Annotated in this window: 13 protein-coding genes; 3 read left to right on the plus strand and 10 right to left on the minus strand. The window is 31.7% G+C overall.

Annotated elements, in window-relative coordinates; genetic code table 11:
- Positions 1 to 32 precede the first annotated feature (32 nt).
- Together FBE87_RS00055 and FBE87_RS00060 are read right to left on the minus strand one after the other, a co-directional pair.
- Positions 33 to 272, minus strand: a complete 240-nt coding sequence (locus FBE87_RS00055; RefSeq protein ID WP_002853093.1) for a ComEA family DNA-binding protein — start codon at positions 270 to 272, stop codon at positions 33 to 35.
- 64 nt (positions 273 to 336) lie between these two features.
- The gene (locus tag FBE87_RS00060; RefSeq protein ID WP_002853081.1) at positions 337 to 984 is read right to left on the minus strand and encodes a ferritin family protein; all 648 of its coding nucleotides are present in this window, start codon (positions 982 to 984) and stop codon (positions 337 to 339) included.
- Positions 985 to 1,143: 159 nt separating this feature from the next.
- On the opposite strand from FBE87_RS00060, the gene ilvD reads away from it, so the two are divergent.
- Positions 1,144 to 2,820: a dihydroxy-acid dehydratase gene (ilvD, locus tag FBE87_RS00065; protein WP_168977201.1), complete on the plus strand. Its 1,677-nt coding sequence runs from the start codon at positions 1,144 to 1,146 to the stop codon at positions 2,818 to 2,820.
- 11 nt (positions 2,821 to 2,831) lie between these two features.
- Here ilvD and FBE87_RS00070 read toward each other — a convergent pair whose 3' ends face one another.
- On the minus strand, positions 2,832 to 3,356 hold the full coding sequence (locus FBE87_RS00070) for a YagU family protein (RefSeq protein ID WP_002853079.1): 525 nt from the start codon (positions 3,354 to 3,356) through the stop codon (positions 2,832 to 2,834).
- 91 nt (positions 3,357 to 3,447) lie between these two features.
- Positions 3,448 to 4,674, minus strand: a complete 1,227-nt coding sequence (locus FBE87_RS00075) for an HD domain-containing protein (protein WP_002853125.1) — start codon at positions 4,672 to 4,674, stop codon at positions 3,448 to 3,450.
- Positions 4,675 to 4,750: 76 nt separating this feature from the next.
- Here FBE87_RS00075 and queC point away from each other — a divergent pair, with 76 nt between their 5' ends.
- Positions 4,751 to 5,425 (plus strand): 7-cyano-7-deazaguanine synthase QueC, encoded by a 675-nt coding sequence (gene queC, locus FBE87_RS00080; protein ID WP_002779268.1) that lies wholly within the window; start codon positions 4,751 to 4,753, stop codon positions 5,423 to 5,425.
- Positions 5,426 to 5,445: 20 nt separating this feature from the next.
- Here the strand turns inward: queC and dsbI are convergent, their stop codons facing one another.
- The 6 genes from dsbI to FBE87_RS00110 all read right to left on the minus strand — a co-directional run bounded on the left by dsbI (position 5,446) and on the right by FBE87_RS00110 (position 11,896).
- Positions 5,446 to 6,972: a disulfide bond formation protein DsbI gene (gene dsbI / locus FBE87_RS00085; protein ID WP_168977202.1), complete on the minus strand. Its 1,527-nt coding sequence runs from the start codon at positions 6,970 to 6,972 to the stop codon at positions 5,446 to 5,448.
- A gap of 11 nt (positions 6,973 to 6,983) precedes the next feature.
- Complete coding sequence (gene dba, locus FBE87_RS00090) at positions 6,984 to 7,151, minus strand: disulfide bond formation protein Dba (protein ID WP_002779270.1); 168 nt, start codon at positions 7,149 to 7,151, stop codon at positions 6,984 to 6,986.
- Positions 7,152 to 7,256: 105 nt separating this feature from the next.
- Positions 7,257 to 9,035 (minus strand): methyl-accepting chemotaxis protein, encoded by a 1,779-nt coding sequence (locus tag FBE87_RS00095; protein ID WP_002865311.1) that lies wholly within the window; start codon positions 9,033 to 9,035, stop codon positions 7,257 to 7,259.
- Positions 9,025 to 9,939 (minus strand): cytochrome-c peroxidase, encoded by a 915-nt coding sequence (locus FBE87_RS00100; protein ID WP_002868317.1) that lies wholly within the window; start codon positions 9,937 to 9,939, stop codon positions 9,025 to 9,027. Before FBE87_RS00100 ends, FBE87_RS00095 begins: the two co-directional genes overlap by 11 nt.
- Positions 9,940 to 10,002: 63 nt before the next feature.
- Positions 10,003 to 10,881 carry a fumarylacetoacetate hydrolase family protein gene (locus FBE87_RS00105; RefSeq protein WP_002857697.1) on the minus strand — a complete coding sequence of 293 codons (879 nt, stop codon included), beginning with the start codon at positions 10,879 to 10,881 and terminating at the stop codon, positions 10,003 to 10,005.
- A gap of 112 nt (positions 10,882 to 10,993) precedes the next feature.
- On the minus strand, positions 10,994 to 11,896 hold the full coding sequence (locus FBE87_RS00110) for an RluA family pseudouridine synthase (RefSeq protein ID WP_002867497.1): 903 nt from the start codon (positions 11,894 to 11,896) through the stop codon (positions 10,994 to 10,996).
- A gap of 77 nt (positions 11,897 to 11,973) precedes the next feature.
- On the opposite strand from FBE87_RS00110, the gene purB reads away from it, so the two are divergent.
- Positions 11,974 to 13,302 (plus strand): adenylosuccinate lyase, encoded by a 1,329-nt coding sequence (purB, locus tag FBE87_RS00115; protein ID WP_002858787.1) that lies wholly within the window; start codon positions 11,974 to 11,976, stop codon positions 13,300 to 13,302.
- Positions 13,303 to 13,313: the final 11 nt, after the last annotated feature.

Raw genomic sequence — 13,313 nt, forward strand, 5'->3', positions numbered from 1 at the left:
ATTTTTCTAAAAAGAAGGGCAAAAATGCCCTTTTATTCTATTGTGATATCATTTTTGATTTTTTCAAAAAGCTTATCACCTATGCCTTTAACTTTTTTAAGATCATCAATACTTGTAAAATTTGCTTCTTTGCGGTATTCTAAAATCGCTTTAGCTTTAGCTTCGCCAATACCATTTAAACTTTTTAATTCTTTTAGTGTTGCAGTGTTGATATTTACAGCACCAAAGAGAAAAGCCGTTAAAGCAAAAAATAAAAATAGTAATTTTTTCATTTTCTTATCCTTTTATTAAAAAATAATTATAATATTATCCTAAAAAGGATAAGAATTTCTTAACTTAACCCAAAAATTCGCGTTTAAAATACTCTTTTGGTGCTTTACATAAAGGACAGGCTGCTGGAGCTTTTTTGCCACGATGTATATGTCCGCATACTTCACAAACCCATAATTCTTCTACTTCACTATTAAAAAATTCTTCTTCTTCGAGCATTTTTTTAAGCGCTAGATATTCTCTTTCGTGTTCGATTTCTACTTTACCAATAGCTGTAAATAATCTCGCTATAGCCTTTTTGCCTTCATCTTCAGCGATTTTTGCAAAATTTGGATACATAGTTGTGTGCTCATAGTTTTCACCTTCTGCAGCAGTTACTAGGTTTTTTGTAGTTACTTCTAAAGGTTTGCCATCAACGATTTCATGATAAGCTTTAAATTCTGCTCTTGCATGCCATTTTTCATTTTCAGCCGCTTCTCTAAAATGTCTAGCAACCGCATGCCAACCTTCTTCTTCAGCTACATCAGCAAATAAATCGTATTTGTTTCTTGCCATAGATTCGCCTGCAAAAGCTTTCATTAAATTTACTGCAGTTAAATCTGTAGTGATACATTTCATTTCTTCACCACAACAACTAAGCTTACCGCCACCTACATTTTGAACTTCTACTTCATTGCCACATTTTTGGCATTTATAGGTTTCATATTGTCTCATTTTGACTCCTTTTTTGATTATCAAAAAGTATTGTATTATAAAAAAATATTTTTGTCAATTAATAATTTTTATCATTTATGAAAATGTATATCAAAATAAATTTCACAAAAATTAAGCTTTGCTAAATATAATTTTAAAAAATTATTATCAGGAGTTACAATGAGAAGCGATGCGATAAAAAAAGGACATTTAAGAGCACCTAATCGTTCTTTACTTCGTGCTTGTGGTTTGAAAGATGAAGATTTTGACAAACCTTTTATAGGTGTAGCAAATAGCTATATAGATATAATCCCAGGGCATTATTTTTTAAATGATTATGCTAAAATCATTAAAGATGAGATACGCAAAAATGGTTGCGTACCTTTTGAGTTTAATACCATAGGCGTAGATGATGGTATAGCTATGGGACATGAAGGTATGCTTTATTCTTTACCAAGTCGTGAACTTATCGCAAATTCTATTGAAACGGTGATGAATGCTCATCAACTTGATGCTTTAATCTGTATTCCAAACTGCGATAAAATTACTCCTGGTATGTTAATGGGAGCTTTAAGGGTCAATGTTCCAACCATTTTTGTAAGTGGTGGGCCTATGGCTTCAGGAGTAACCAAAAAAGGAGAAAAGATCAGCCTTAGCTCTGTTTTTGAAGCTGTAGGGGCTTATGAATCCAAAAAAATTAGTGAAGAAGAATTTAAAGATATAGAATGTTCAGCCTGTCCAAGTGGTGGATCTTGTTCGGGAATGTTTACAGCAAATTCTATGAATACCTTATGCGAAGCTATGGGTATAGCACTAGAAGGCAATGGAACCATTTTAGCTTTAAGTAAAGAAAGAGAAGAGCTTTTAAGAAAAGCAGCGCGTCGTATTTGTGAAATCGCCCTAGATGAACGTTTTAAAATTCGTAATATCATCACTCAAAAAGCTGTGCGTAATGCTATGGTAGTAGATATGGCAATGGGTGGAAGTAGCAATACAGTTTTACACATGCTTGCCATTTCGCGTGAAGCAGGGGTAGCACTAGATATTAAAGATTTAAATTTCATCTCAAGCAAAGTTGCACACATAGCAAAAATAGCCCCATCGCTAAATAGTGTTTATATGGATGATATCCACAAAGCAGGCGGTGTGAGTGCAGTTATGGCTGAAATTTCAAACAGACAAGGACATATTTTAGAACTTGATGCACTGACCATTACAGGAGAAAGTCTCAAAGAACGCTTAAAAAATGCCAAAATCAAAGATGAAAATATCATTCGTAAAGTAGATAATGCTTACTCAAAAGTAGGTGGGCTTGCCATTTTGTTTGGAAATTTAGCCAAGCAAGGTTGCGTTATAAAAACCGCAGGAATAATCGGAGAAAGAAAATTTAAAGGCAAAGCTGTTTGTTTTAACTCTCAAGATGAAGCTATAAAAGGCATTATTAAAGGCAAGGTGCAAAAAGGAAATGTTTGTGTAATACGCTATGAAGGTCCAAAAGGGGGTCCTGGTATGCAAGAAATGTTAAGTCCTACTTCACTTTTAATGGGTATGGGTTTAGGTGCTGATGTAGCTTTAATCACCGATGGTCGTTTTAGTGGGGCTACAAGGGGTTTAAGCGTCGGTCATATTTCCCCTGAAGCAGCTGAAGGTGGTCTTATAGGACTTTTAAAAGATGGAGATGAAATAGAAATTGATGTAGATGCTTATACTATCCATGCAAATGTAAGTGAAGAAGAAATTGCTAAACGTAAAAAAGAATTTGCATTGCCTCAAAAAGAGGTGTCTTCAAGATGGCTTAGAATGTATCAAAAACTTGTTAGCAATGCTAGTAAAGGTGCGGTTTTAGATATGGAATGAAAGGCTTCCTTTCATTCTTCTATTTCTTTGGTTATACGATTTCTTATATCTCTACGAACTATTTCCATGCCCCACAGCCAAACAATATGGCCAAAAATTTCAGACAGGTGTTCATCAAAAGGAATTTCAGAAAGTGGTGGAACTTCTGCAATTAAAGGCATTATAATAACATGGGCAAAAAGATAAACAAAAAATCCAAAAACTGCACCTTGCCACATAGTAATACGGTGCCATTTTTCCGCTATCATACAATAAGCCACTCCAAAAATAATAGAAAAACCGACATGTACTATAAAAATTGACAAAGGCATTTGCATACCTGAAAACATATAAGTCCAATCAGTAGGTAAGCCTAGTTGTTCTAGAAAAATTTTAGGTGGAGTAACACGTTCTAAAGCATCTGCTGGCCAAAAAACATTGGGATTTCTTGGAGGAAAAGGTACTTCCCAACCCCATTTAACAATAGCTCCGAAAATACCCGCTAATATACCTATAAAAAAGGCTAAAGTATAGCGCTTTTGAAAGTATTTTTTCATAATAACTCCTTTATGTTTTATACAAAATAAAATTTGAATTTATAATATTTTTATTTAAAACATATTGAAAATAGGAGTATAAAAATCTTATTTAAATTTTAAAATATTCTCTTAAACTTTCGCAAATTTCAAAAAAATTCACCCCATCTATAGTAGGATTTTCTTTAAAAAACTCATGCATTCCTAAAAAACCACTTTCAAGTTCTTTAGACTTTACACCATAACTTATACTAAGTCCTGCTTCTATATAAGCAGCAATTTTATCGCAGTATTTAAGCGCCTTACCATCTATAGCACCAAATTCATTTTCATTAAAAGAGCTTAAACTTCCGCTGCAAAGCTCGATTTTAGCATTTTTATAAGTGCGATTTTCAAACTCATTTTTTACAAAATTTGACTCACCGTTTCTACCTTCTCTAATGCCTAAAATATAAGAAAACTCAGCCCTTAAACCCTCAGGTACAAAGGGTAAAATTCTTTCATTAATAAGTTTCATTTCATAATCATTTATGATATCATGAAGTCCATCAATGCCGTATTTTACAGGGCTGATAATATCACGTGTTAAAGACTCTGGCAAATCATGAAACAAAGCACAATAAAAATTATTCTCAAGTCTTTTATCGCAAGCCTTGATTTTTAGTGAGTAAAAATATCCTAAAATCGCCACCACAAGCATATGTCCTAAAACCGCGGTTTCTGGTATGCGTGGAGTTTGAGCCCAACGTTTTTGAAAGCGAAGTCTTCCGCTAAGATCAATAATTTTGGCTATTTTTTGATTTAAAGCGATTTTTCTAGCTCCTATAAGCTCATAGTAATCTTCTAATTCTTCTTCAACTTTGTTTTTAATCTCATCAATATCATTTAAAAAAGCTGAGGTTTGATAAACTATGTTAAATTCCCATCTTGTAGCAAAATATGAAGCTGCTTTTAAGATAAGTCTTTCTTTAGCATAAGCATTACCATTTAAATACGCTTCAAAACGCTTTAGAAATTCCCCATCTTCTATATCTTCTATCATAGGTTCGATTTTGCTTAAAACCCAAGCATTAACTTCAGCTTTTTTTTGACGCACGATTTCATGATACACATCAGGGCGTATATCAGTTACCACAACACGACTTAAAAACTCAAAAATTCCCCCTTCTATAATCACTCTCATATCCACATCTTTTTCCATTTTAGCGATAAAATATGCGATGATGAATTTATGAGCTTGTTTGTCAAGTTCAACCAAATTTGCCATTCTTGGATAATCATTCCAACGACTGATAGAAGCGGCTTTAAAAATGTGTTCTATGAGTTTTATGTTTATCATGCTTTTGCCTTTTTTGCAATTTAAATTTAAAAATTTTCGTTAAAATTGTGAAATTATAGCAAATTTAAGGATAAAAATGAGTAAAAAAGCACTTTGTATCATAAGTGGTGGTATGGATAGTACTTTGTGTGCTTATCTGGCCAAAAAAGAAGGTTATGAAATCATCGCTTTGCATTTTGACTATGAACAACGCACTCAAGAAAAAGAAAAAGAATGTTTTAAGCAAATTTGCAAGGCTTTAAAAGTAGAAAAATCTTATATTTTAGATGTGAGTTTTATCAAGGATATAGGGGGCAATGCCTTAACCGATAAAAGTATAGACATCCCTAAAAATGAGCTTTGTACAAGCGATACTCCACCTATCACTTATGTGCCTTTTCGCAATGGAATTTTCTTAAGTATAGCAGGATCTTTGGCTGAAAAGGAAAATTGTGAGAGTATTTTTATAGGGGTGGTAGAAGAAGATGGCAGTGGTTATCCTGACTGTACTGATGAGTTTATACAAAAGGCACAAGAATTTATCAATGAAGGTACGAGTAAGAATTTCAAAGTTTGTATAAAAACTCCGCTTGTTAGATTAAACAAAGCTAAAATTGTAGAACTAGCCTTAAAAGAAAATGTACCTTTAGAACTTACTTGGTCTTGTTATGAGAGTGAAGATGAAGCTTGTGGGGAGTGCGATAGTTGTTTGCTTCGTTTAAGAGGTTTTGAAAAAGCAGGATTTAAAGATAAGATTAAATATAAGTCCTAGTTTTCACTAGGACTTAAAGCTTAGTTTAAAGTATAAAGCTTGTTTGCTCCATCTTGATAAGAAAGAATATTGATTTTTCCATCTTTAAAGAAAATGCTTCTAGCATTAGTGATAGAGCTTGGGAAAGCGATGGTTTTTACTACTTCTTCTTTGACTGGATCAATTACGGCAATCACATTGTGATTTTTGCTAAGTGCATAAATTTCCCCATCTTTAAAAGTCATAGAAGTTACATAAAGATCGCCTAAAGTTTTACCTTCTTTAAGATTTGCTTTTGGAGTAAATTCTCCTGAAAGAACACGATCTTTTAAAGAAACTTTAGAGATTACAAAAGTTTTAGCGTCTTTGTTGTTTGGAACAGTTGCAAGATAAAGATAATTTCCATCTGTAGTCATACTTGCTACATGGTTAAATTTTGCTCTTACGGTATCAAGTCTTCCGCGACCTAAACTTTCGCCTTGACCTTTAAATTTATCATTACCTTTTACAAAGTCAGCGTATTGTTTGGCGATATCTTCTTCACTTGCATTAGGATTTTTTGCAAATCTTAAGAAAGATTTGTTTGAGCCCATAAGAATGAATTTATCGTTCATATAAGGTATGATACCGATGATTGGATCGATAGAAGCTGAAAAATAAGGATCAAGTTCAAAACCTTCTTTAACGCTAAAATTATTATCTAAGAAAGCTACATCCCATTTAGAACTTGCTACAAATTCGTTATTGATATAATCAAGAGTATTGATGGCTTTGTCAAAATTTATGGTTTGTTTATTTGTGATTTTAAGCTCATCATTGATTTTTGCAAATGGAGCATTGTTGATATCATTATCAAATTTTATGCCAAGTTTTTCACTTGCAGGTGCAAAAGCATAATCAGGAGCTTTAACATCGCGTTTTCCTAAGAAAGAAATATTTTGCCATAAACCATTCCAACCTTCTTTACTCCAAATGATGTATTTTGGATTTAAACTAAATCTTACAGGATCGCCTTGTCCTACATAAGGAGGAATACCTGTGCTAACAAAGGCTTGGAAAACATTTGATGCTACGATGATAGCACTGATTAAAACTGCTGCAAAGCTAAATTTAGTATATTTTCTAAACTTTTCTCCATTTAGTTCAGCTTCAAAAGCATTAAATTTAGGAGCAAAAGCAAAAATCACACCTAAGAGCAATACAACAGCCCAAAATACTACTTCAGCCCAAAAATAAGTATGGATACCAAAAACTGCTAAACCAAAACCTTGATCTAAATCTCTATGAGCGTGATTACCATAGTGAGCAAAAGATTGATAAAGCCCTACTGCTGTCATGATTAAAAGAGCAGCAAGGTATTTACCTTTCATACCATAACGAACAATGAAAAGCGCCATTACACCGATAAAGATCATTGCTTCTCTTTGTCCCCAGCAAAGCGTGCAAGGACTATCGCCCAACATATAACCAAATATCAAATTTGCAATACCTACAGGCAAGAGTATAATCAAAAAGCCTGCTAAACACATTAGTGTGTAGAAATTTTTTGTTTTATTGATTTCGTTCATTTAGCCCTTCCTTACAGATTCATTATTGTTAATAGTGCGCCTGTTTTGTGGCCAACATAGAAAAAAACCATTAAAAGCCAAGCTACCATTACCAAACCAAAAGCCAAATTTTCTTTTTCTGGTTTTTTGATAATCAGTATCAAGGCGATTAAAACTAATAAAAGTTCAAGAAACTCCATAGTATCTCCTTTGAAATAAAAACTGCTAATTTTACTTGAAAAACATAAATTAAAAATAAAATTTTTATTGAAATTTCACGTTAAGTTAAATTAACGTGAAAAAAGTTACTGAAAGCTACTTAATTTTTCGGAGAGTTTAGAGGCACCATTTAGAACATTTTGAGAGATATTATTGATTTCACATGATAAATCTTTAACAGAATTTGCAAGTTCGTTAACTTTATCTATATTTGTTCCTAAGATAAGCATTTTATCTTTTACTTCCATGCTTTTATCTTTCATGGTTTGGGTTGATTCTATAGAGCTTTCCAATTTATGCATAGAATTTACAAGTTCTTGTTGTAAATCATTGGTTTTTGAAGAGGTTTCTTTCATAGAATCATGGATAAGATCCATTAAGGCTTTGTTGTCATTGATTTGTTGGACTATAGTATTAACAGTAGCATTGATGTTTAAAAGAGATTTACTTGTTTTATCAGCAAGCTGTCCAACTTCATCGGCTACAACAGCAAATCCACGCCCATGTTCGCCTGCTCTTGCAGCTTCGATAGCTGCATTTAGGGCAAGTAAATTAGTTTGATCAGCTATGTCTTTAATGGAGTTTGTGATTTCTATAATATTATCCGCACTTTGGGTTAGATTGTCCATATTGGCTACTATATTTTGTTCTTTTTCATTGTTTTCATTTATTAAATTTACAAGTTCAGATAGAGTAAGTTCTACTTTATCCATTAGTATGTGCATATCTTGCATATTTTCTATACTTTCTTGTGCTAAATTTCCCGCAAGATTGATATGATCATCTAAAACATGAGTGATTTCTTTAACTCCTTGAATTTGTTCATGTTGCGAATTAGAGCTGTTTTCAAGCATCATAGAGTTGTTTTTGAGTTTTTGTGAATTTTGATGACTTGATTTAGCATTTTCTATGGCTTCTATGATTGAGTTTTGAACGGTGGAAATAAATGAATTAATATATTGAGCACTTTGTCCAAGCTCACTTTTTGGATCTATATTTAAACGAGAGTGTAGATTGGCTTCTTTGCTAGCTAAATTAGCGCTTAGTTTTTCTAAAGTATGAATTGGCATGATGACTTTTTTTAGTGTTAATAAAATAAAAAATACAAATAATACAAGAGTAATTCCAAATACTGCTAAAGCGATATAAAATTTAAATAAATTAGATTGTTCTATAGTATTTTGGGTAAAAGTGTTAAGTTGTTTTAACTCTTTCATGAGAGAATTATTCTCATAAATAGAAGAATTATCTTGCATAATAGAAATTTGCTTTACAATCATGTTATAGTGTTTTAAAAAAAGTTGTAAATTTTCACTTTTTGTATCATTTTTGATTTCTTTCATAAGATTGTTGAGTTGATTTAGTGTTGTTTTTTGTAAAATATTTTCAGTTGAAAGAACGCTTAACATAGAACTCATTGTTTTATAGTTGTTTTTATTTGTTTCATGGTTTTGTTCCAATTCTTCAAAATAATTTTTAGCTAGTTCAAATAAATAAAGTTTTGAATTTACTGCTATGGAATTTGCGGATTTAAAATAATTAAGCTGGATTAGTTTGGCATTAAAAATTTCTTCTGCTTTGTTTATGTCAATCCCAAAAGTTTTAAGTTTTGTAAAGTTTTCTTGCATTTTTTTTATCGCTTGAACACTTGGATCGTAGTTGATAAAATTAAAACTATTTTGAAAAACAGAATTGATTTTTTCATCTGAAATTTCTAGTTGTTGAACTATGTTTATCAATTCTTTATTATCTTTAGATGAAGAATAGTTATTAAAAATAATACCTAATAAAACAAGAATGAAAGCTAAAACTAGTGTAGATAAAATAATAAATTTTATCAAAAATGAACTTTTTTTATTTGTCATGATATTCTCCTGTTAAGCTTTCTAAGAATGCAACTATATTGTCAACTGTTTCTTGATCTAAAAATTTTCCTAGTTGATAGTAAGCCATAAACTGAACACAAGCATCTAAAGTAGGTATAGATCCATCATGAAAATAAGGTGCGGTTTTGGCTATATTTCTAAGACTAGGAACTTTAAATATCATTTTATCAGCTTCTCTTTTTGTGATTTCATAGCGCCCTAAATCTTCTTGGTTTGGGTATTCTTCAAAAATACCGATTTTTTGAAACATATTCCCACCTATATTTTGACCTTGATGACAAGAGATGCAGCCATTAGCTTTAAAATCTTCGTAACCTTTTTTAGCTTGAGTTGAAATAGCATTTTGATCCCCGCTAAGATAGCGATCAAAAGGAGAATTTGGGGTGATTAAGGTTTTTTCAAATTCAGCAACTGCAAGAGCTATGTTTTCTACTGTAACTTCTCCATAAAGTTTTTTAAAAGTTTTTACATAATTTTCATTTGAATTAACTTTTTGTAAAAGAAGTTCAGGACTTAGCCCCATTTCTTTTGGATTGAAAAAAGGTCCCATAGCTTGTTCTGTTAAATCTTTAGCTCTGCCATTCCAAAATTGCACAAAATTAAACACAGAATTAAAGGTTGTAGGAGTGTTAAAGGGTTTATCGAGTTGATTATCAACTCCTATTGAAAATTCAAGCCCATCAACACCGTGTTGATCAAGCCTATGGCAAGTATTGCACGAAACTTTTCCATCTTTAGATAAACTTTTATCCATATAAAGACTTTTTCCAAGTTCAGCTTTTTCTTTATCATAAGAGATGGAATTTGGAATAGGGGTTATCATATCTACTGCAAAGACTATATTTGCATAAGATAAACATAAAATCATTATTATTTTTTTCATGATAAATTTTTGCCTTAATTTAAGTTTTTAAAATGCCATTATAGTATAATTTTAGTAAATTATTTAATAATTGATATTTTTTATTTTATTACAAAGTTCTCCTAAATTTTCTATAACGCAACGTACTTTATCTCCTGATTTTAAAAAAGTAGGTGGATTTAACCCCATACCTACTCCACTAGGAGTTCCCATAGATATAATACTTCCAGCTTTTAAAAGCATGCCTGCACTAAGTTCTTCTAAGACATAAGCAATATCAAAAATAAACAATTGAGTGTTAGAGTTTTGGCGTAGTTCATCATTGACATAGCTTTGAAGTTGGAGTTTAGGAGGATAAGAAATTTCATCTACGCTTGTGATATAAGGTCCCATTATAGTGCTACCTTCAAGACTTTTTGCTCGGTAGAATTGTTTGTGGCGTTTTTGAAGTTCGCGAGCTGAAATTTCATTGATAATAGTATAGCCAAAGATATAATCTTTTGCATCTTTAGCTTTGATTTTATAAGCATCTTTACTTAAAATAAATGCAAGCTCACATTCATAATCAAGCTGAGAAGTTACATCTGCATGTAAAGGTATATCGCCAAAAGGTGGCGTAGCTTGATTGCAACGTTTTCCAAAATATACAGGATATTCTCTTTCTTCAAATTTTTCACCCTTAAATTTGGCAGATTCTTTGGCATGATCTAAAAAATTAATCCCAAGACATATAATATCTTGACGAGGTTCTATAATAGGGGCTAGATAATTTTCTTGTGGAATTTCATAGGCTATTTTAGAATCCAAGTCTGTAAGTTTGTGTTTAAATTTATCAAAATGGATAATAAATTCATTCATATCGTTAGTTTCAATGCCAAGATCATCAAAACTTACAATTTTTCCACTAGAATTTAGTACTCCTAGATTGGGTTTTTGACCCTGTATAAAATTAACAAATTTCATTTGGAAAATCTCGCTTTTTTATTTAATTATACTTAAAGTTTTAGCAAGAATTATTTTTTTGTTTTAAAATTTGGTAAAAAAGTGATTGATTGTAGCGTAGTGAAACATCATTTTATTTTATAGAATTGTTGAAAATTTCTTTTATGTTTATTTTTGAGTTGATATTAAAATTTTGATTTTTATATTGAAATTTCAAACGATAAGAATGCAAACACAAACGCAAGGCACCTGTAAGTTTTAAGCGTTCTTTGGGGGTTAATTTTTCATCTAAAATACTTTCGATTTGTTCTTTGCTAAGCCCATAAAGTGGATCGCCTAAAATGGTATGGTTTTTATAGTGTAAATGCACTCTTATTTGGTGTTGTCTGCCTGTTAAGGGTTTGCAGAGTAAAAGAGTAGCGTTGATTTTAGGAAAGTATTCTAAAATTTCAAACTCAGTGATAGCTTGTTTTCCTTCCTTACAAATTTGCATCCTTGTTTTTACATCATCGTAGTTTTTGGCTAAATTTATGGCTTTATCAATTATAAAATTTTCTTCTATTTTTCCGTTAGCTAGAGCAAGGTATTCTTTTTGAACCAGTTTTTTTTCAAACAAAGTTTTAAGATCAATTTGAGCTTTTTTATTTTTGGCTACAAGTATAAGTCCGCTCGTTTCTTTATCAAGTCTGTGTGCTACGCAAGCTTCTTTTCCCCAAAGATGCCAAATTTCATCACTAAGACTGTATTTACAATGTCTACCATTTGGATGACTTAAGATCCCACTTTCTTTTTCAAGTATGGCAAAGTCTTCATTTTCAAAGACAATTTCTACTCCTTTGGGATTGTTTTCATAGACTATAAGCTCTACTAAACCATTTAAAATTTCATTCTTTTCTTCTACTAAAATTCCATCACAAAAAAGTCTTTTTTTGTCTATGAGTTTTTGTGCTTCATTTATGCTAATTTTTAAATTTTCCATAAGGACTTGAAATGCCTTTTTTCCATTATTTGAGAGTTTTATTTTTATGTAAGCCATTTAATAACTTTCTTAGGATAATTTGATATAATTTCTGTTTTTTAAAATATAAAATTATAGCTAAAAAGGTTTCAAAGATGGTTGAAAGATATAGCAGAGAAATCATGGCTAAAAAATGGGACATGCAAGCAAAATACGATGCGTGGTTAAAAGTAGAATTAGCCGCTGTAAAAGCTTGGAATAAACTCGGTCTCATTAATGACACAGACTGCGAAAAAATTCTTAAAAATGCAAAATTTGATATTGCAAGAATAGACGAAATAGAAAAAACCACAAAACACGATGTTATCGCTTTTCTTACAAGTGTAAGTGAAAGTTTGGGAGAAGAGAGTCGTTTTGTGCATTATGCAATGACAAGTTCTGATTGTATAGATACGGCTGTTGCTTTACAGATAAAAGAGAGTTTGGAGCTTATTTTAGAAGATGTTTCTTTGCTTTTAGAAGTGATCAAAAAGCGTGCTTTGGAGCATAAAAATACCTTAATGGTAGGAAGAAGTCATGGAATTCATGGAGAGCCTATCACTTTTGGTTTAGTGTTAGCTATTTGGTATGATGAAATTTTGCATGCAAAAGAGCTTTTAGAACATGCAAAAGAAGTGATAAGCTATGGAAAAATCAGTGGTGCAATGGGAAATTTTGCTCATGCTCCTTTAGAATTTGAAGAAGAGGTTTGTAAAAATTTAGGTCTTAAAGCTGCCCCTGTTTCAAATCAAGTGATCCAAAGAGATCGTTATGCTCAAGTTATTTCTGCTATTGCAATTTTAGCTTCAAGTTGTGAGCAAATCGCTGTAGCGATAAGACATTTTCAAAGAACTGAAGTTTATGAGGCTGAAGAGTATTTTAGTGTAGGACAAAAAGGAAGTTCAGCTATGCCACATAAAAGAAATCCTGTTTTAAGTGAAAATATCACAGGGCTTTGTCGTGTGCTTAGATCTTTTGTAACTCCAGCTTTAGAAAATGTTGCACTTTGGCATGAAAGAGATATATCTCATTCTAGTGTTGAAAGATTTATTTTGCCTGATGCTTTTATCACGGCTGATTTTATGCTTATGCGTCTTACAAATTTGATTGATAAGCTTTTAGTTTATCCTGAAAATATGATGAAAAATTTAAATCTTACAGGCGGGCTTGTATTTTCAGGGAGGGTGCTTTTAGAGCTTCCATTTAAAGGCATTAGTCGTGAAGAAGCTTATAAAATAGTTCAAAGAAACGCTATGAAAGTTTGGGCAGATTTGCAAAATGGCAAGGCTGCTATCAATGAAAAAAATGAAAGTTTGTTTTTGTTAGCGCTTTTAAGCGATGAAGATTTAAGAAAAAGTTTGAGCGAAGAGGATGTAAGAAAATGTTTCGATTATAACTACTATACAAAAAATGTTGATGCAATTTTTAAAAGAACATTTAAATAAAAAGCAAGGAA

Origin of the sequence: Campylobacter sp. CFSAN093246, from assembly GCF_012889415.1 — a bacterium.
Classification (GTDB): Bacteria; Campylobacterota; Campylobacteria; order Campylobacterales; family Campylobacteraceae; genus Campylobacter_D; species Campylobacter_D jejuni.